This is a genomic window from Polyangium sp. 6x1, assembly GCF_029946515.1.
Lineage (GTDB): Bacteria > Myxococcota_A > Polyangia > Polyangiales > Polyangiaceae > Polyangium.
On the sequence record NZ_JARZHH010000016.1, the window covers coordinates 60,764 to 80,031 of the forward strand.

Here is a 19,268-nt window from a genome sequence, read left to right on the forward strand (position 1 = left end):
CCCACACCCCCCGCGTTGTAGACCGGCGACGAGTTATTCCTTGCCCTTGAGGTACGCGAAGTACGCGTCGTGGCTCGGCGCGCGGCCGAGGAAGCGCGTGATCATCGTCCGCTCGTCCTCGCCGCCGCCCTTCGACAGCACCTCGGTGCGCCACGCGTCGGCCGTCGTCGTGTTGAGGAGGCCCTCCTTGCGGAAGCGCGTCAGCACGTCGCGCGACAGGCTCAGCGCCCACTGATAGCCGTAGTAACCGGCGTCGTAGCCGATGAGGTGCCCGAAGCTCGACTGGAAGTGCGTCCCCTTCACGAACGGGAACACGTCCACCTTGCCTTGCACCTCCTCCACCACCTTCGTCGTGTCGAACGGCGTCGCGCGCGCGTGGAGCTCCAGATCCAGCGACGCGAGGAAGAGCTGCCGCTGCGTCCCGAGCGCGAGCCCGAACGTGCGCGCCTTCGTCATCGCCGTGAAGAGCGCGTCCGGGATCTTCTCGCCCGTCTTGTAGTGACGCGCGAACGTGTCGAGCACCTCACGCGACCACGCCCACTCCTCGAACATCTGCGACGGCGCCTCCACGAAGTCGCGCACCGCGTTCGAGCCCGAGTACGACGCGAGCTCCGAGCGCGTGAGCAGCTGGTGCAGCACGTGGCCGAACTCGTGGAAGAACGTCGTCACCTCGTCGTGCGACATCAGGCCCGGCTGCCCGCCCTCCGACTTCGGGAAGTTGCACACGAGCGCCGCCATCGGCTGCTGCCACGTCCCGTCGGACAGGCGCTTCGCCGTGCGCACGCCGAACATCGCCGCGTGCTTGTACTTGTCGGGGCGCGCGTAGAGGTCGAGATAGAACTTGCCGATCTTCTCGCCCTTCGACCACACCTCGTACGCCGTCACGTCCGCGTGCCACGCCGCGGCCGGCACCTCGCGGTACTCGAGCCCGTACATCCGCGCGGTGGTGTCCATCAGGCCCTTCTTCACCGCGCCGATCTCGAAGTACTCGGCGATCGCCTGCGAGTCGAAGTTGTACTTGGCCTTCCGGACCTTGTCCTCGAGGTAGTACCGATCCGCCGGATAGAGCACGTCCGTCTTCTTCCCGCCGAGCCGCACGTGCTCCTTGCGCAGCTCGTCGAGCTCGCCCTTCACCGGCTCCTTCAGCGCGGCCGAGAGGTTGTCGAGGAACTCGCGCACGTTCTTCCGGCTCTTCGCCATGCGCGGCTCGATCGCGTAGTCCGCCCAGGTCTCGTAGCCGAGCAGCTTCGCCTTCTCGGTCCGCAGCGCGAGCATCTCCTCGAGGAGCTTCACGTTCTGCTTGCCGCCGCGGTTCGTGAACTTCACGTAGAGCTCGAGCGCGAGCTTGCGGTTCTTCGCGTACGTGATGAACGGGAAGTAGTCCGGGTAGTCCGTCGAGATGCGGACCTTCTTCTTGTCGTTCGGCTTGTGGCTCGCGACGTACTCCTTCGGCAGGCCTTCGAGCTCCTTCGGATCGACCTCGATCCACTCGGTCGAGGCGCCGATGTTCGACATGAACGCCTGGCCCTTCTTCGTGATCTCGGCGTTGAGCTCGCGCAGCCGCGCCTGCTTCTCCGCGGGCAGCTCGAGCCCGTTGCGTCGGAAGTCGCGCAGCACGTCCGCGAGCAGCCGCGCGCGCTCGCCTTCGAGCTTCTCGCCCTTCTTCGCGTAGGCCTGGATCACCGCGGCCACGTCCGCGTCGAGCCAGAGCGACGTCTGGAAGGCGTCCGTCTTCGGCTCGCAGGACTTCGCGGCTTCGCGCACGGCCGCGTCCGGGTGCGCCACGCCCATCAGGTACGGGAACTCTCCGGCGCTCGCGAGCTCGAGGATCACGTCGTCGAAGCGGCCCACCGTCGCCGCGAACGTGAGCTTGTCCGCGGGGGCGCCCTTCAGCGTCTTGATGTCGTCGGCGAGGCTCTTCGCTTTCGCGAGGTGCTCGTCGCAGAGCTTGCGCGCGCCGTCCGGCGTCGTGCCGATCGCCACCGGATCGAACACGGGCTTTGCGGCGGGCGCGGGAGGCGGATCCGCGGGTTTCTCGGTCGTCGCGGCGACGGTCGTTTTGGCCGTGTCCCCGTCCGTGTTCGGGGGCGTCACGGGCTCGGGCGTCGAGCCACCGCAGGCGAGGAGGGCGAGGGCGAGCGAGACGAGGGTGAAGCTCGGAGTGCGCATCGGAGCGCCCGTATACCATTCGGCGCGCTCTGCCAAAACCCGCCTGCGTTATCCTCGACGCATGCGCCCTTCGACTCTCTTCGCCCTTCTCCTCTCCTTCGTGATCTCCGGCTGCGGCGACCGTTCACCCGAGGACAGCTGCGCCGTCGTTTGCCAGAAAAACGCGCTCTGCCAGCCTGGCGCGAGCGAGTCGCTCTGCACGTCGACGTGCCTCGAGCTCGCGGCCGAAGACACGGCCTACGCCGCGTCCCTCTCCGCGCAGGCCGACTGTTACGAGGAGCAGTCCGAGTACTACGAGGACGAAAAGGGCGTGTGCGTCGCCCTCGAAGGCGGCGCTTGCCAGGCTTCGCCGCAGTGACGCGGCGAGGCCCGGTCTACGGCTCCGACTGGAACGGATAGGGCACGGCGCGCGGCGGCTCGAAGTTCTCCTTGATCAAGCGCGGCGACGTCCAGCGCAGGAGGTTCAGCACGCTGCCGGCCTTGTCGTTCGTCCCCGACGCGCGGTCGCCGCCGAACGGCTGTTGCCCGACCACGGCGCCCGTGGGTTTGTCGTTCACGTAGAAGTTGCCGGCTGCACGGCGGAGCTCGCGGCTCGCCTTCTCGATGAACGATCGATCGCGAGCGAACACCGCGCCCGTCAGCGCGTACGGGCTCGTCTGGTCGCAAAGCTCGAGCGCCTCGTCCACCTGGTTGTCGTCGTACGGCCACACCGTCAGCACGGGCCCGAAGAGCTCCGTCTCCATCAGCGTGTGCTTCGGGTCGTCGGTCTCCATCACGGTCGGCTCGATGAAGAAGCCCTCCGTGTCGCTCCACTCGCCGCCGCAGATGAGCCGCGCGCGACCGCCCTTCCGCGCCTCCTCCACCGCGCCCGTGATCCGCGCGTAGGCGCGACCGTCGATCACCGCGCCCATGAAGTTCCGGAAGTCGGAAACGTCGCCGACGCGGATCATCCGCGTGAGCTCCACGATCCGCTCCTTCAGCGCCGGCCACATCGACTTCGGCACGTACGCACGCGACGCCGCCGAGCACTTTTGGCCCTGGTACTCGAACGCGCCTCGCACGAGCGCGACCGCGAGCGCCGTCGGATCCGCGCTCGTGTGAGCAAAAACAAAATCCTTTCCGCCCGTCTCGCCCACGAGGCGCGGGTACGTCCGGTACCGATCGATGTTCTCGCCGACCTTGCGCCACATCCACCGGAACACCGGCGTCGAGCCCGTGAAGTGCACGCCCGCGAGGCTCGGGTGCTCGAGCGCCGCCGTCGTCACCTCTGCCGGATCGCCCATGACGAGGTTGATCACGCCGTCGGGCAGCCCCGCCTCGCGGAAGAGGGTCATGATCCAGTGCGCCGAGAGCAGCGCGTTCTGCGACGGCTTCCACACGACCGTGTTGCCCATGATCGCCGGCGCCGCGGGCAGGTTCGCCGCGATGGCCGTGAAGTTGAACGGCGTCGCCGCGAAGACGAACCCTTCGAGCGGACGCGGCTCCATCACGTTCCATATCCCGGGCGAGCTCTGCGGCTGCTCCGTCGCGATCTGCCGCGCGTAGGCCACGTTGAAGCGCAGGAAATCGATGAGCTCGCAGGCCGCGTCGATCTCGGCCTGATGCGCCGTCTTGCTCTGCCCGAGCATCGTCGCCGCGTTGAGCAGCGGCCGGTAGCGCGTCGCGAGCAGCTCCGCCGCGCGCAGGAACACCGCCGCGCGCGCCGTCCACGGCATCTCGCTCCACATCTTCGACGCTTCGAGCGCGGCCTCGATCGCGTCCGCGACGTCCGTGCGACTGCCGTCGTGCGCACGTGCGAGGATCAGGCTCCGCTTGTGCGGCGCGCGCACCTCGGTGAGGCGGCCCGTGAAGACATGGTTCTTCCCGATCACCATCGGGATCTCGATCGTCTCGCCCGACATGCGCGCGAGAGCGGCCTTGAGCTCCGCGCGTTCGGTCGTACCGGGCGCATAGGAACGCGTCGGCTCGTTGACGGGGTGGGGCGTGTTGACGATCGCGGCCTGCATGGCGCGCGAGTCTACCACTGCGATCCGCGATGGCGCTCTCGCGCCGTGCGCAGGTCCGTGCCGTCTTCCCAGGGCTCGCTATTCTCCCGTGGATGCAGATCCACCGGACTCCGCCCGAAGCGATCCTCGACCCGACCACCCAGAGGCCCCGGTTCGGCACGTACGTCGGGGGGCTGCCGCCCGTCGCCTTCGGGGCCGCGGCGAAGAACCCGCTCACCCGCGTGCGCCGCGAAAAACGCTGGTTTTACGTGGCTCTCGCCTCCGACGAGCTCATCTGCGCCGCCGCGATCATCCGCCTCGGCTACGCCGCCAACGCCTTCGCCTTCGTCGTGGATCGCCGCGAGGGCCGCACCCTCTGCGACGAGACCACCAAGGGCCCGCCGTTCAGCGCCTTCGTCGGCGACAGCGGCGGCGAGGGTTGCCTCGCCTCCTACCACCTCGGGAATAACCACCTCTCCGTCTCGCGGCCCGTCGGACAGAGCGATTACGTCATCGACGTACGCATGCAGGGCCTCGAGCTTCAGGCGCGGCTCGGCACCGCGGAGGCGCCGCCTGCGCTTGGTGTGGTCGCGGCGCTGCGGGACGGCCTCTTCTCGACCACGGAGAAACGCGCGCTCCTCTCGGTCTCCGGCTCGCTCGTCGCCGGGGGACGCAGGTTCTCGCTCGACGGCGCGCTCGCCGGGTACGACTTCACGGCGGGCCTGCTCGAACGGCACACCGCGTGGCGCTGGGGCTTCGGCCTCGGCCGCACCTCCGAGGGCAAACCCATCGCCTTGAACCTCACCGAGGGGTTCGTCGGGGATCGCGAGTGTGTCGCCTGGATCGACGGCGAGGTCGTGCCGCTCTCGGCCGTCCGCTTTTCGTTTGACCACGAACGACCCTTGTCGAGCTGGCAGGTCCGCGCGCCCGACGATCGCGTCGATCTCGGCTTCACGCCGAGCGGCCTCCACGCCGAGCGCCACGACTTCGGGATCGTCCGCTCGCGGTTCCTGCAGCTCGCCGGGGAATTTTCGGGGCGGATCCACGTCCCGGGCCGCGAGCCGATCACGGTCGATCGGCTCGCCGGGGTCACCGAGGATCAGGACACGTACTGGTGAGGGGGGCTGTCACAGCGTAGCGCCGGGGTTTCACCCCGGACCCGACGAGGGGCTGTCCGCCCCTCGACCCGGACCAGGGCAAGCCCTGGACCGTTGGTGCATCGACCGCGATGCGGTCGATGCAAAGGACATCCTCAGGAGACCTTCACGCCCTTGTCCTGGACGAGCTTGAAGAAGCCGGCTTCGTCGAGGAGCTGCGTGCCGTACTTCTTCGCCTTCTGCGCCTTGCTCGACGTCGAGTCGACCTCGGCGCTGACGAGGTAGTTGAGCTCCTTCGTCACGCCCGAGAGCACCCGCCCGCCGTTCGCCTCCACGAGGTTCGTCAGCTCGCCGCGCGGGCGGCTGAGGGCGCCCGTGAAGCAGAACGACATCCCCGCGAGCGGGCCCTCCTGCTCCTGCGTCACGGGCACGATGCCCTGCGCGATCAATCGCTCGATCTCGGCTTTGCGACCCTGGATCCCGCGCACGATCATGCCTGCCTTGATCGGGCCGAGCCCCGAGATCCCCGCGAGATCCTGCTCCGTCGCCGCGAGCAATTTTTCGATCGTCGTGTAGCCCGACGACACGAGCAGCCGCGCCGTTTGGATCGCGAAACCCTCGATGCCGAGCGCGGCCAGGAACACGGGCAGCGTGAGCGGCAGCCGGCTCGTGAGCTCGTCGAGCACCTTCTTCGCGATCTTGTCGCCGCGCCGCTCGAGGTCCGCGATCTGCTTCGGCTTCAGCTTGTAGAGGTCGCCCGGCTCCTTCACGAGCTTCGCCTCGACGAGCTGCTCGATCAGCTTGTCGCCCCATTCGAGCGCGCCGATCGCGTCGATCCAGTTGTGGATCCGGCCCTCCACGAGCGCCGGGCACTCCTGGTTGCGGCAGAGCAGGTACTCGCCGCTCGCCACGAGCTCGGCCGAGCAGCGGCGGCAGCGCGTCGGCGGCTGCTCCGTCTTGCCGCCCTTCTCGACGACCTCTTCGACGTACGGGATCACGTCGTTCCGGCGCGACACGAGCACCTCGTCGCCCACGCCGATCCCGAGCGCGCGCACGTTGCCCACGTTGTGCAGGCTCGCGCGCTGCACCGTCGCGCCCGCGAGCTCCACCGGCTCCACGATCGCGACGGGCGTCACGCGCCCGCTCGGCCCCGTGTCCCAGAGGATCTCCACGACCTTCGACACCTTCGCTTGCGACGCGAACTTGAACGCGGTCGCGCCGCGCGGCCTGCGGTTCAGCTCGCCGAGCACGGTCTGCGCGGCGGTCGAGTTCGCCCGCACCACGAGCCCGTCGATCTCGTAGTCGAGCCCCGCGCGGATCTCCGACGAGTACTTCCGGTAGATCGCGAGCACGTCTTTCAGTGTGCCCTTCGCGGTCCACGGCGTGCCGAAGCCCTGCTTGCGCAGGAACGTGATCTTCTGCTCCTCGGTCGCGACGTCGAGGTGATCGGCGAGGTCGTAGAACAGCACGGTCAGGTGCTCGCAGCCCTGGCCGTCGAAGCGCTTCGACGTGCCGGCGGCGGCGTTCCGCGGGTTCGCGACCCCCGGGAACGACTTCTTCATGTCCGACAGCTTGAGGATGATCTCGCCGCGCACGCTGAGGTTGATCTTTTCCTTCAGCTTCTGCGGCACGCCGCGCATGCGCGCGACGTTCGGCGAGATGCGCTCGCCCATGATGCCGTCGCCGCGCGTGATCGCGTCGGCGTACTTGCCGTCGCGGTAGATCACCTCGATCGAGATCCCGTCGAGCTTCTCCGCGACGAAGAGATCATCCGAGATCGCCTTGCCGCCTTCCTTCACGACGAGCTCGTCGCAGCGCGCGGCCCAGGCTTCGAGCTCGGCCTCGTTCACGACCTTGTTCAGCGAGCCCATCGGGATCTCGTGCCGCGCCTTTTCCCACTCGGTCACGGCCACGGGGGTGCCGACGCGCGCGAGCACGGGGTGCGTCGGATCGAGATCACGCAGCTCGTCTTCGAGCGCGTCGTAGGCGGCGTCCGAGATGTCGGGTTTGCCGGCGTAGTAGCTCGCGCGATAGCGCTCGATGCGCTCGGCGAGCTCGTCGATCCGCGCTCGCACGGCCGGATCCGGCTGTTTGTCCCAACCGTGGTGCAGGTGCGTCATCCTCGTGTCCTCCCTGAAGTCGCTTCGAACGTCACTCGAACACCACCTCGCCGCGCCGCGCGGCGGCGAGCATGTCGTCCATCCCCATCGCCAGCGGCGCGGGCAGCTCCTCGTCGCGGAACAATCTCACCTCTCGGATCTCGAGCGGATTCTTCGGCGATCGGTTGGGTGCAGCTACACGCGCGGAAACAACGATCGTCACCGCGTGAAACCGGATGTCTCGATCCGGCCGCGAGAACACGCCCACGATGGGGCCGATCGTCACCTCGTCGACGCCGGCCTCCTCGTCGAGCTCACGCGCGACCGTCGTCCGCAGGGTCTCGCCCCACTCGACCGTGCCGCCGGGCAGCGCCCAGGTCCCTGTGTCGGCGCGGCGGATGAGCAGCCACCTCCCGTCCTCCGTCCGGGCGGCCACGGCCACGCCGACCACGGGTCGCTTGAGGAGGTGCCGCACGATCTCTTGCGCCACGCCGAGAACCGACCGCGGCAGGTACGAGAGGGGCCCCATGCGGCGCGCAGAATAGCGGCCCATCCGGGGTCGGGAAGAGGCATGCGCGCAGTCCGGTCGATTTCAGTGGACGTGGTGCCCACTGGACACATGCACCCCCGCGCGAGGTAGGCTTCCCCGCATGCGTGAGCCCCTCGTCGTCGCGGCCGTGCAGATGAACAGCCAGGCGGACCTCGCCGAGAACCTCGGCCGCGCCGGCCGCCTCGTGGCCGAAGCCGCCTCCCGCGGCGCGAAGGTCGTGGTCTTGCCCGAGAATTTCGCCTTCATGGGCGGCGACGACGACGAGCGGCTGCGCGTCGCCGAGGACCTAGACGCGAAGGACGGCGGTCAGATCCGCGCCTTCCTCGCGGAAAACGCCACGAAGCACGGTCTCTGGATCCTCGCGGGCGGCCTGCCCGAGCGCTCTGCCGATCCGAAGCGTGTCCACAACACCTGCGCAGCCGTCGCGCCTTCCGGCGAGATCGTCGCGCGGTACCGCAAGATCCACCTCTTCGACGTCGAGGTCGGCGACGGCCAGCGCTACCGCGAATCGGCCTCGTGCATGCCAGGCGACGAGGCCGTCGTCGTCGACGCCGGCGGAGCGCGGATCGGCCTCTCGATCTGCTACGACCTGCGCTTCCCCGAGCTCTATCGCGAGCTCGTCTCCCGCGGCGCAGAGGTGCTCATCGTGCCCGCAGCGTTCACGCTCGCGACAGGCAAAGACCACTGGCACGTGCTCCTGCGCGCGCGAGCGATCGAGGCGCAGTGTTACGTGATCGCGGCGGCGCAATGGGGGAGCCATCCGAAGGGGCGCCGTACGTACGGCAAGTCGTGCATCGTGGATCCCTGGGGGGAGGTCGTTGCGCAAGCGTCGGAAGGGGAGGGGCTCGTCGTGACCACGCTCGATCCGGCCTATCTCGTGCAGGTGCGGGCGAGCCTGCCCTCGCTCCAGCACCGGCGGATCGGGATCGTTTCGCGGCAGACTTGAGGTGACTCCCAGAGTAGGCGTACCTTCCCGGATCGTGGGACGTCTACGCCTCGGGATCATGTTCGTGCCGCTCCTCGTGGGCTGCGCCGGTGGAAGTGGCGGGCAGCCCGTGGAAGGGCCGTCGCAGGGGACGGCCATCGAGACGGACAAACCCGTCGAGCCCGAGCTCACGGGCGCAAAAAAGAAGCTCCAGGGGACGTGGGAGATCGTCCGCTACACGTCGGATCACCCGATCCCGAACGAGGCGATGCCGCTGATGGCCGACCTGTTCGAGTCCCTGCGCATCCGCTTCGAGAAGGACGCGCAGAGCGTGCGAACCTCGAAGACCCCCGACGAGAGCGCCCCCTACCAAGTGGACGCCGAGTCCGGAGACGCCTTCACGCTACGAACGAGCGGAGGCATGTTCGACGGCGCCAAGTGCCGCTTCCTCGGCCCCGACGAGTGGGAAGTCACCGACCGCGGCAAGACCTGGCCCGGCGTGAGCGTCCTCCGTCGCGCAGCACGCTGAGCCCGCGACACGCACTCCGCAGAGCGGAGGCCGAGCCGCGTCATGGCGTCCGCGTGGGCGAGAGCGGGGCGTTGCCCCGCGCCCCAGAAGGGGGCTGTCCGCCCCCTTCACCCCGGACCAAGCGCGGCCTGGACCGAAAGCGGAGAAACCGCGCGATGCGCGGTTTCTCCGACGGCCTGTGGCAAGACCACGAGCGACCTCGCCAGCGGAGACAGCAGCGCTGCCCGCCTTAGCAGACACGTCAGCCCTGCTGTTTTGGCTGGCCAGCCGTCGCCGGTCTTGCCACGGGCCCGTTCGATGAACTGCGCAATGCGCAGTTCATCGAACCTCGGTCCAGGCCGCGCCTGGTCCGGGTCCAGGGGTGGACAACCCCTGGTCGGGTCCGGGGTGAAACCCCGGCGCTACGCTGTGGTCGAGAAGGGGGGAGGCCTGCCGGGGGGGACTGGCGGGCCGTTGGTCGAGCGACCTTGGCTCAACGCTTCGACAGCAGGGCGCGCAGCTCGGCGGGCCTGCGGAAGCCGATGCGGCGGGCGACGTCGCCTTCGCTCATGCCGTCGGTGAGCAGCTCGCGGGCTTTCTGGGCGCGCACCTCATCGTAGAAGACGTGAGGGGAGCGACCGAAGGCGGCGCGGAATTGCCGGGCGAAGTGGAACTCCGACAGGTCGAGATCGAGGGCGACCTCGTACGAGCGGATTCGTTGACCGGCTTCTGCGGCGGCGCGGATGCGCTCGCGGGCGACGCGCATGCGCTCGGGGGTGCTCTTCGGGATGATCTGCGACGGCTGCGGCGCGGGGATCTTGGGGATCGTCTGGGTGATGGGGGCCTGGCGAACCGCAAATGGCGGCATGTGCGAGGCCGAGGGGTTACGGGCGGCGGAGGGTGCGTTCAGCATCGACAAAGGAAGCGCATCGCTCACGGGAACCTCTCCTTGCCACGGGGAATCTCGCCGCTGCATGCGGCGCCGTGACGGCATCTCGACATTCCGCCTTTGCAACCCTCGGGCCGAAGGTCGTCAGGGGGGGTGACTGGTACCTGAATTTACCATGCAGGCATACCAAGAACGAATGCGCATAACGCTACGTGTGTGCCTGATAGCGGGATCGTGGAGTGACCCGGAGCGCAAATGTGCCGGGATTTTGCGCGGATATGGCGGATCTTTGGTGGAGGGGAGGGGGCTTCCGAGCATCGTTCCGACCCTTGCGGCGTTGGGTGCTCGGGCCTAACTCTGCGTATGAGCGGGTGGATCTCGTGTTGCGCCGAGTCTGCTCAACTCGCGCAGGTTCGGCTCCGGATGGCCGAAGGCGGCGCTTCGCCGTGGGGGCGAGGTTGCGCAAGCGCGTGGGCGCGCGTGATCCCGGACGCACGTGGGGTGCGTGGGGACCAACCGTGGATGTGAGGGGGAGGGGGGCGGGGGCGGCCGGGATCAGACGTCGATTTCGGCGTTCGGGGCTCGGTCCATGATGAACCGGAAGCGGGCCGAGGCGTCTTTGCCCATGAGCTCGTTCAGGATGCGATCGGTCTCGAGCTCGCCGTCGATGACCACGCGCAGGGCGCGGCGGCGGCGCGGGTCGAGCGTCGTGGCTTTGAGGTCCTCGGCGGGCATCTCGCCGAGGCCCTTGAAGCGGGAGATCTCGGCCTTGTTGCCCTTGGGCAGCTTCACGAGGATGCGGTCGCGCTCCTTGTCGTCGAGGGCCCAGTGCGTCTCTTTGGCGGCGTCGATCCGGTAGAGCGGGGGTTGCGCGAGGTAGACGTGACCGCCGCGGATCAGGCCTGGCAGGTGGCGGTAGAAGAACGTCAGGAGCAGCGTGGCGATGTGCTGGCCGTCGCTGTCGGCGTCCATCAGCAGGAAGATCCGGCCGTAACGGAGCTTCGAGGCGTCGAAGTCCTTGCCGAAGCCGCAGCCGAGCGCGCTGACAATGTCCTGGAGCTCCTTGTTCGAGAGCACCTTCGACGTGGAGGCTTGCTCGGCGTTCAGCACCTTGCCGCGCAGGGGCAGGATCGCCTGCGTGCGCCGGTCGCGGCCCTGCTTGGCGGAGCCGCCTGCGCTGTCGCCCTCGACGATGAAGAGCTCGCTCTCGTTCGGGTCGGTGGAGCTGCAGTCGGCGAGCTTGCCGGGCAGGTTCAGGCGGTGCGAGACGGCCGTCTTGCGGACGACCTGCTGCGTCGCCTCGCGGCGGGCTTCGCGGGCGCGGGCGGCCAGGATCGCGCGCATCACGATCGCCTCGCCGGCCGTGCCGTTCTCGAGCAGCCATTGCTCGAGCGCGGGGCGCACGATGCCTTCGACGGCGGGGCCGGCCTCGGGGTTGTTCAGCCGGTCCTTCGTTTGCCCCTGGAATTGAGGCTCCTGGATGTAGATCGACAGGAGCCCGACGATGCCTTCGCGGATGTCCTCGGCCGTGAGCGTCACGCCCTTCGGCTGGATCTTCTTGGCCTCGATGAAGGCGCGTACGGCCTTCACGATCGCGGTGTTGAAGCCGCTCTCGTGCGAGCCGCCCGTGTGCGTCGGGATGCCGTTCACGTAGGAGCGGAGCGACTCGTCGGGCGACTCGGTCCAGAGCAGCGCCGCTTCGAGCCGGATGTCGCCGTCCTTCGCGACGTGGAACATCGACGCGTGCACCGCGGGCTTGCCTCGCTGCGTGACGAGCTTCGGCAGGTAGTCGGAGATCCCGTTCGGGTGCACGAGCTCGACCGTCTCGCCGGTCGCCTGGTCCTTGAAGACGATGACCAGGCCGCCGTGCAGGTAGGCCTTCGCTTCGAGGCGCTCGCGGATGGTGTCCGGATCGAACGATGCTTTGTCCCCAAAGATTTCGGGATCGGGGCGGAAGTGCAGGATGGTCCCGTGCTTGCGGGTCGCGGCGCCGCGCTTCAGCTTGCCCGTGGGGATGCCTCGGCTGAAGGCCTGCATGTGCTCGAAGCCGTCGCGGAGGACCTTCACGTCGAGCTCGACGGAGAGCGCGTTCACCACGCTCGAACCCACGCCGTGCAGGCCGCCGGAGACCTTGTAGTTCGAGCTCGCGAACTTGCCGCCGGCGTGAAGCGTGCAGAGGATGAGCTCGAGCGCGGGGCGGTTGTACTTCGGGTGGACGTCGACCGGGAAGCCGCGGCCGTCGTCGCCGATCGTCGCGCCGCGATGGTCGGCGTCGAGCGTGACCTCGATGCGTTTGGCGTGGCCGTTGATCGCCTCGTCGACCGCGTTGTCGACGATCTCCCAGAGCAGGTGGTGGTAGCCGCGCGTGTCGGTCCCGCCGATGTACATCGCGGGGCGCTTGCGCACCGGCTCGAGGCCCTCGAGGACCTCGATGTCCTTCGCGGTGTAGCGCGATCCGGAGGCGGGCTGCGGGGTAGCGGTCGTTGCCATGGATCAGCTCTCCTCTTCGGGCTTGCCGAGGACGGGCGTCGCGACGGGGACCGGGACGAGCCGGACGACGCGGTCCTTCTTGGGGAAGACCTGCCGGCCGAACTCGCCGCGCGTGCCTCGAACCTTCTGCGTGGGTTCGCGCGCGACCTTGCCCTTCTCGGTCTCGACCTCGATGGCGTCGCGATCGTCGAGCATCGCGCCGACGACACGCTCGCCCTCGTCGATCTTCATCACGATCGCGCCCTTGCCTGCGCCCGAGAGCACGCCGATCTCCTCGACGGGCACGCCGAGCGCGAAGCCGTTGCTCGCGACGCACACGACGGCGCGGCCAGCGCTCGGGAGCAACACGGCGAGGATGTCGTCGCCCTCGTTGAGCTTCGCGAACTTGCGGCCCGCGCGGGTGCTCGGCTCGCGGTGCTGGCGGAGCGAGAAGCGGAAGCCCAGGCCTCCGCGCGTGAGCGCCAGCGCGAAGGGAGGCTCGGGATCGGCCGCGCCTTCGGTCGGCGCGGAGAGCTCCTCGCCGAGCGCGCGCGGATCGAGCGACATCATCGCGACCATCCGTTCGCCGTCGGCCAGCTTGAAGAGCTTCTGCACCGGATCGCCGTAACCCGTCGAGGGCGGGATGTCGTGGATGCGGCAGACGTAGCAGGCGCCGAGGTTCGAGAAGAACGCGACGGCCGAGCGCGTCGAGCCCGCGACGGCCGCGAGCACGCTGTCGCCGTCGCGGAGGCGCGTCGCGGACGGGTCCTTCAGCTCGCGCACGCGCTTCACCCAACCCTGGGAGCTCAAAACGACGTTCGCGTCCTCCGCGACGATGAAGTCCTCGGCCTGGAACTCAGGCTCGTCGACCGCGCCCATGATCTTCGTGCGGCGGCGGTCGCCGTACTTCTCCTTCATCTGGGCGAGCTCGTCGCGCACGAGGTCCCAGCGCCTCGTGTCGCTCTTCAGCAGCGCGTCGAGGCGCTTGGCCTCGGTGCGTTTGTCCGCGAGCTCCTTGCGCACGACCTGGATTTCGAGCCGCGCCAGGCGGTAGAGGCGCAGCTCCAGGATCGCGTCCGTCTGCTCCTCCGAGAGGTTGAAGCGCTTGATCAGCTTGCTCGCGGCGTCCGCCTTGCCTTCGCTCTTGCGGATGATCGCGATCACCTCGTCGAGCGCGTCGAAGACGATCTCGAGGCCCTCGAGGACGTGGATCCGCGCGCGCAGCTCGCCGAGATCGAACTCCAGCCGCCGCGTCACCGTCGAGTACCGGAACGTCAGGAACTGGTTCAGGATCTCGTCGAGCCCGAGGCGCTTCGGCGCGGCGACGTCGGGGTTGTCCGTGGGCACGAGGCAGGTGAGGTTCACCGGCACGTGCACCGCGAGCGGCGTGTGCTTGTAGAGGTACGCCATCACGAGCTGCGGATCGGTCCCGCGCTTCGTCTCGAGGACGATGCGCACGATGTCCGTCGACTCGTCGCGCACGTCGAGCAGCGGCGGCAGCTTCTTCGAGATGATCACCTCGGCGATCTTCTCGACGATCGCCTTGCGCTCGACGCCGTACGGGATCGACGTGATCACGAGGAACGAAGGCCCGCGCTTCGAGTCGTCCTCTTCGAGCTTCCACTCGCCGCGAAGCTTCAGCGAGCCCTGGCCCGTCGTGTAGACCGCCTCGAGCTCCTCCTTCGTCGCGTGCAGCTGCCCGCCCGTCGGGAAGTCCGGGCCCTTGATCTTCTTCAAGAGCCGGCTCACGGGCAGATCCCGCTGGTTCGAGAGCTCGATGCAGGCGTCGAGCACCTCCATGAGGTTGTGCGGCGGGATGCTCGTCGCCATGCCGACGGCGATGCCCTGCGAGCCGTTCACGAGCAGGTTCGGGAAGCGCGATGGCAGGATGACGGGTTCGCTCTTCGTGCCGTCGTAGTTCGGCCGCCACTCGACGGTGCGCTTGCCGAGCTCGCCGAGCAGCTCCATCGCGAGCGGCCGCAGCTTCGCTTCGGTGTAACGCATCGCGGCGGGTGCATCGCCGTCGATCGAGCCGAAGTTGCCGTGGCCCGCGACGAGCGGCGCGCGCATCACGAAGTCCTGCGCGAGCCGGACCATCGCGTCGTAGATCGCGACGTCGCCGTGCGGGTGATACTTACCCATCACGTCGCCGACCACGGCCGCGCTCTTGCGGAAGCGCCCGTCGGGGGCGAGGTGCAGGTCGTGCAGCATCGCGTAGAGGATGCGGCGTTGCACCGGCTTCAGGCCGTCGCGCACGTCGGGCAGCGCGCGCGACGTGATGACGCTGAGCGCGTAGTTCAGGTACTTGCGCTGCGCCTCTTCCGCGAGCGAGGTGTCGGGCACCGGCGGCGGCGGCGGCGGCTCGCTCCCACCCGGTGTCTTGGGGGCGCGCCGAGGCTTCTTCTGACCACCCTCGCCATCGAGGGGAAACGGGACCTGCTGGGCAGGGGGCACGGTCGTTATCTCCAGGGGTAGGGAGGCGAGGCGCGGCCGCCTCGGCTCGCGCGTGCCCCCCAGAAATCGACGGTGTACCCGCGTTCAGTAGGCCGCAGGCAGGGGATGCCATTACCCACGGAGCGCCGATCGGTCAAGCCACGGCGGCACGGACGGGGCGGGCCCCCGAACCCCGAAAAGCGTTCGTCCGCAGGGATTCTGCCGGTGAACACGCAGGCCGTCCCCATCGATCCCCCCTCTCCCGACGGACGCCCCTCGTCCCGGGCGCCCTGCCGTCCACACATGGACATGGAAAACCAGCCGTTCTCACCTTGAGACCTCCGGCCCGCTGGGCTACGGGGAGGCGCCTCTTGTACATGACGCCCACCCGACCCAACCGCCTGACGAGCCGGCTCCGGCTCCTGTGGACGAGCGCCCTTCTGGTCGTCTTCACGATCGTCGGGCACGCGCCTCGGGTGGCCTTTGCACAAGGGGGCCCGCCCGCTGCCGCAGCGCAGCCTCCTGCGCCGAAAGAAGCGGCAGGACAAGGCGACGACGAAGGCGCGGGTGAAGGCGAAGCGCAGCCCACGGCGCCGAACGGAACCGGCGCTGCTGCGCCCGGCGCGCGTCCGGAAGAGGCCGCTCAGCCGGCGCCCACGCTCGCGCCGACCGAAGCAGAGCTCGCGCGTGGTCAGCCCGTCGCGCGCGTGGTGATCGCGGGCAACCGTCGCATCTCGGCCGACGACATCCGCGCGTATCTCGGCACGGCGCGCGTGGGCAAACCCTTCACGCCCGAAGGACTTTCGCGCGACGTGCGCGAGCTCTGGGACTCGGGTTTCTTCGAGGACGTCGAGGTCGACCTGACCCGCCGCGACGACGGGGTCCACCTGCGGATCCTCGTGCGCGAACGTCCGAACATCAAAACGATCGAGTTCGACGGCAACCAGAACGTCAGCGCGGAAGACCTCACGGAGGCGCTCAGCGTCGAGGTCAAGACCGGCACGATCCTCAGCTACAACGCGATCCGCCGCGGCATCCAGAAGCTGCGCGACAAGTACGCGGAGGAGGGCTACTTCCTCGCCGAGGTCTCGTACGAGACCGTCCCGCAGCGCGACAACGAGGTGCTGCTCCGCTTCAAGATCAAGGAGCACGAGCGGGTCACGGTCCGGCGCGTCACGTTCATCGGCAACAACAACATCCCCGATGCCGAGCTGCGCGAGGTGATGATCACCGGGCAGGGCAGCTTCTTCGACTTCGGCACGGGTGGCGCGTTCCGACAGGACGCGTTCGAGCGCGACGTGCTCGTGCTCTCGGCGCTCTACTACGATCGCGGCTTCCTCTCGGTGCAGATCGCGACGCCGCGCGTGATGCTCACGCCGGATCGCACGGGCATCGAGGTGACGCTCACGATCAACGAGGGCCCGCGCTACAAGATCCGGCAGATGCGCGTCTACGAGCGCGACGCCGAGGGCAAGGAGATCGAGCCCATCGGCGGCCGCAGGCGCCTGCGCGAGATGGTCCGCGCGAAGAGCGGCGACTGGTTCAACCGCGCCGAGCTCGCTGCGGACCTCGGCCAGATCCAGACGATGTACCGGGATCAGGGCTACGCGAACGTGGAGGCCCCGCCCGCGACCGACCTCGACCCCGAGCGTCAGGAGGTCGACATCATCGTCGCGATCCGGCGCAACCAGCCCGTCAAGTTTGGTCGCATCGAGATCCGCGGCAACACGAAGACCCGCGACAAGGTCATCCGCCGCGAGATGGAGGTTCGCGAGGAGGAGCTCTTCAGCGAGTCGAAGCTCGAGCGCAGCAAGCGTCGCATCACGATGCTCGGCTACTTCGAGCGCGTCGACATCTCGACCGAGCAAGGCGACGACGCCGAGCACATCAACGTGAACGTCGAGGTGGTCGAGAAGCCGACGGGCACGTTCCAGGTCGGCGCGGGCTTCTCCAGCATCGAGAACTTCATCGCGACGGCGCAGGTCCAGCAGCAGAACCTCTTCGGACGCGGCCAGTCGCTCTCGCTGCAGGCGCAGATCTCGGGCCTCCGCCAGCTCATCGACGTGCGGTTCTTCGAGCCGTACCTCTTCGACACGCAGTTCTCCGCGGCGATCAGCGCCTACGATCAGCTCCGCGTCTACAACGACTTCTCGCAGACCTCGCTCGGCGGCGCGCTCACGCTCGGCTACCCGATCATCCAGCCCGAGCTCCGCGCGTCGCTCACGTACACGCTCGAGTCGAACGAGATCTCCACGCAGACGACGTCGACGCTCTTCGGCACCGCGTCGTCGGTGAACTACTTCCAGAGCGTGCCGCTCGCGAACGTCTACAACGACGGCATCACGTCGAGCATCCGGCCGACGATCACGTACGACACCCGCAACAACCAGCTCTTCCCGTCGTCGGGTATCTTCCTCCAGGGCTCGGTCGAGCTCGCCTCGAAGTACATCGGCAGCGAGCAGCAGTTCGTCCGGTTCCGGAATACCGCGCGCTTCTACTACCCGATCCGCGACTGGCTCGTCTTCAAGGTGAACAGCGAGTTCGGCGCGGTGACGAGCCCCTCGCCCGAGGGCGTGCCGATCTTCGCGCGCTTCTTCCTCGGCGGCATCCTCGACCTCCGCGGCTTCCTCCTGCGCAGCGTCGGCCCGCGCCTGACGTTGAACCAGACGCTCGATCCGAACGCGCGTCCCTTCGCCAACGGGACGAACATCGGCGGCAACCTGATGTACTACCAGAACGCCGAGCTCGAGTTCACGATCCTCGAGCAGGTGGGCATCCGCGGCGTTCTCTTCACCGACCTCGGCAACGCCTGGAACCTCGAGCGCAACTACTGCGAGGCGAACCCGGCGTCGCCGTTCTCCGCGACGAACCCCTGCTTCACGGCCGACCAGCTCCTCAACGTCCGCACGTCCTGGGGCTTCGGTCTGCGCTGGTTCTCGCCGCTCGGCCCGCTGCGCTTCGAGTACGGCTTCCCGTTCAGGCCGCTCCCCTACGAACAGTCGAGCCGCTTCGAATTCACCATCGGCAACTTCTTCTGAACCGATCCGCTGCATCGACCGCATCGCGGTCTTTGCACCCACGGTCCAGGGCTGGCCCTGGTTCGGGTCCAGGGGCGAACAGCCCCTGGTCGGGCCCGGGGTGAAACCCCGGCGCTACGCTCCGGACGGCCGCCGTTGCCCTTTCCCGCGCCCTCTGGTTGCCCGTCCGCGTTCCTGTTGGTAGCTCCATGGACGATGCGCCCTAGCCCGTTCCAATTCGTCCTGCCTCGCCCTGGCAAGGCCATCAGCGGGATGATGATTGGCATCACCGTCCTGTGGGTCGCCCTCGCGCTGAGCATCAACTGGGTGGAGGTCGGCACGGGCATCGCCCAGTTCATGGCCGGCACGACCTCGGGCGTGCTCCGCGGCCAGATCTGGCGCCTCTTCACGGCGCCGCTCCTCCACGACACCTCGAGCCCCGGGCCCTTCCTGATGACGCTCCTCGGGCTCTACTTCCTCGCGCCCACGCTCGAATCCCGCTGGGGCGCGCGGCGCATGCTGATCTTCCTCTTCGGCTCGGGCGCCTTCGCGTTCGCCACGCAGGTCGCCGTGGGCGCGCTCGTGCCCAAGCTGAATCAGGCCGTGTGGTTCGGCGGGCTCGGCATGATCGAGGCCGTCGCGGTGGCGTGGGCGCTGCAGAACCGCGACGCGCAGGTGCGCATGTTCTTCGTGCTGCCAGTGTCGGCGGGCGCGATGGTCGCGATCATCTTTGTGCTCTCCGTGCTGAACGTGATCGCGCTCAACCGGCACACGTCCGAGGGCCTCGTGACCCCGTTCGGCGGCATGCTGGCCGGCTGGCTCTTCGGCGATCGTTCGCCGCTCCGGCGCCTCTACCTCAAGCTACGCCTGCGCCAGATGCAGGCGCAGACGGCGGCCCTGCGCGCCGAGGCTGCCGCGTCGGCTGCGGCGGCTCGCGCGCGCCGCGCTTCGGGGCCCCCGCTGCGCGTGATCGAGGGCGGCTCGAAGGCGCCCCCGAAGGACAAGCGGTACCTCAACTAGTACGCTCATACCCTCTCTCCCTCTCATCGAGGGGGCGCTGCGCTGGGGCGTTGCCCCAGGCCCCACCAGGAGCTATCCGCTCCTGGACCTGGACCAGCGCCCGCGCT

The 19,268-nt window shown here is 68.5% G+C and carries 13 protein-coding genes; 6 read left to right on the forward strand and 7 right to left on the reverse strand.

Annotated features, from left to right (window positions below; genetic code table 11):
• Nucleotides 1–33: 33 nt before the first annotated feature.
• Nucleotides 34–2,169 (reverse strand): M3 family metallopeptidase, encoded by a 2,136-nt coding sequence (locus QHF85_RS17280; RefSeq protein ID WP_281328301.1) that lies wholly within the window; start codon nt 2,167–2,169, stop codon nt 34–36.
• 61 nt (nt 2,170–2,230) lie between these two features.
• On the opposite strand from QHF85_RS17280, the gene QHF85_RS17285 reads away from it, so the two are divergent.
• Nucleotides 2,231–2,527 carry a hypothetical protein gene (locus tag QHF85_RS17285; RefSeq protein ID WP_281328302.1) on the forward strand — a complete coding sequence of 99 codons (297 nt, stop codon included), beginning with the start codon at nt 2,231–2,233 and terminating at the stop codon, nt 2,525–2,527.
• A 16-nt stretch (nt 2,528–2,543) separates the two neighbouring features.
• Here QHF85_RS17285 and pruA read toward each other — a convergent pair whose 3' ends face one another.
• Nucleotides 2,544–4,175: an L-glutamate gamma-semialdehyde dehydrogenase gene (gene pruA, locus QHF85_RS17290; RefSeq protein WP_281328303.1), complete on the reverse strand. Its 1,632-nt coding sequence runs from the start codon at nt 4,173–4,175 to the stop codon at nt 2,544–2,546.
• Between the two features lie 92 nt (nt 4,176–4,267).
• On the opposite strand from pruA, the gene QHF85_RS17295 reads away from it, so the two are divergent.
• Nucleotides 4,268–5,272, forward strand: a complete 1,005-nt coding sequence (locus QHF85_RS17295) for a DUF2804 domain-containing protein (protein ID WP_281328304.1) — start codon at nt 4,268–4,270, stop codon at nt 5,270–5,272.
• 134 nt (nt 5,273–5,406) lie between these two features.
• On the opposite strand, the gene ligA is transcribed toward QHF85_RS17295, so the two are convergent.
• The gene (gene ligA, locus QHF85_RS17300; protein ID WP_281328305.1) at nt 5,407–7,371 is read right to left on the reverse strand and encodes an NAD-dependent DNA ligase LigA; all 1,965 of its coding nucleotides are present in this window, start codon (nt 7,369–7,371) and stop codon (nt 5,407–5,409) included.
• A gap of 31 nt (nt 7,372–7,402) precedes the next feature.
• On the reverse strand, nt 7,403–7,879 hold the full coding sequence (locus QHF85_RS17305; protein WP_281328306.1) for an NUDIX hydrolase: 477 nt from the start codon (nt 7,877–7,879) through the stop codon (nt 7,403–7,405).
• A 121-nt stretch (nt 7,880–8,000) separates the two neighbouring features.
• Here QHF85_RS17305 and QHF85_RS17310 point away from each other — a divergent pair, with 121 nt between their 5' ends.
• Together QHF85_RS17310 and QHF85_RS17315 are read left to right on the forward strand one after the other, a co-directional pair.
• Complete coding sequence (locus QHF85_RS17310) at nt 8,001–8,846, forward strand: carbon-nitrogen hydrolase family protein (protein WP_281328307.1); 846 nt, start codon at nt 8,001–8,003, stop codon at nt 8,844–8,846.
• A 34-nt stretch (nt 8,847–8,880) separates the two neighbouring features.
• Nucleotides 8,881–9,354 carry a hypothetical protein gene (locus tag QHF85_RS17315; protein ID WP_281328308.1) on the forward strand — a complete coding sequence of 158 codons (474 nt, stop codon included), beginning with the start codon at nt 8,881–8,883 and terminating at the stop codon, nt 9,352–9,354.
• A 472-nt stretch (nt 9,355–9,826) separates the two neighbouring features.
• On the opposite strand, the gene QHF85_RS17320 is transcribed toward QHF85_RS17315, so the two are convergent.
• The 3 genes from QHF85_RS17320 to QHF85_RS17330 all read right to left on the reverse strand — a co-directional run bounded on the left by QHF85_RS17320 (nt 9,827) and on the right by QHF85_RS17330 (nt 15,145).
• Nucleotides 9,827–10,270: a helix-turn-helix domain-containing protein gene (locus tag QHF85_RS17320; RefSeq protein WP_281328309.1), complete on the reverse strand. Its 444-nt coding sequence runs from the start codon at nt 10,268–10,270 to the stop codon at nt 9,827–9,829.
• A 507-nt stretch (nt 10,271–10,777) separates the two neighbouring features.
• The gene (locus tag QHF85_RS17325; RefSeq protein WP_281328310.1) at nt 10,778–12,712 is read right to left on the reverse strand and encodes a DNA topoisomerase IV subunit B; all 1,935 of its coding nucleotides are present in this window, start codon (nt 12,710–12,712) and stop codon (nt 10,778–10,780) included.
• Between the two features lie 3 nt (nt 12,713–12,715).
• The gene (locus tag QHF85_RS17330; RefSeq protein WP_281328311.1) at nt 12,716–15,145 is read right to left on the reverse strand and encodes a DNA topoisomerase IV subunit A; all 2,430 of its coding nucleotides are present in this window, start codon (nt 15,143–15,145) and stop codon (nt 12,716–12,718) included.
• Between the two features lie 356 nt (nt 15,146–15,501).
• Here QHF85_RS17330 and bamA point away from each other — a divergent pair, with 356 nt between their 5' ends.
• Nucleotides 15,502–18,162, forward strand: coding sequence for an outer membrane protein assembly factor BamA (gene bamA / locus QHF85_RS17335; protein ID WP_281328312.1), 2,661 nt, complete (start codon nt 15,502–15,504; stop codon nt 18,160–18,162).
• A gap of 195 nt (nt 18,163–18,357) precedes the next feature.
• Entirely contained in the window at nt 18,358–19,161 is an 804-nt protein-coding gene (locus QHF85_RS17340; protein WP_281328313.1) for a rhomboid family intramembrane serine protease, read from the forward strand.
• Nucleotides 19,162–19,268: the final 107 nt, after the last annotated feature.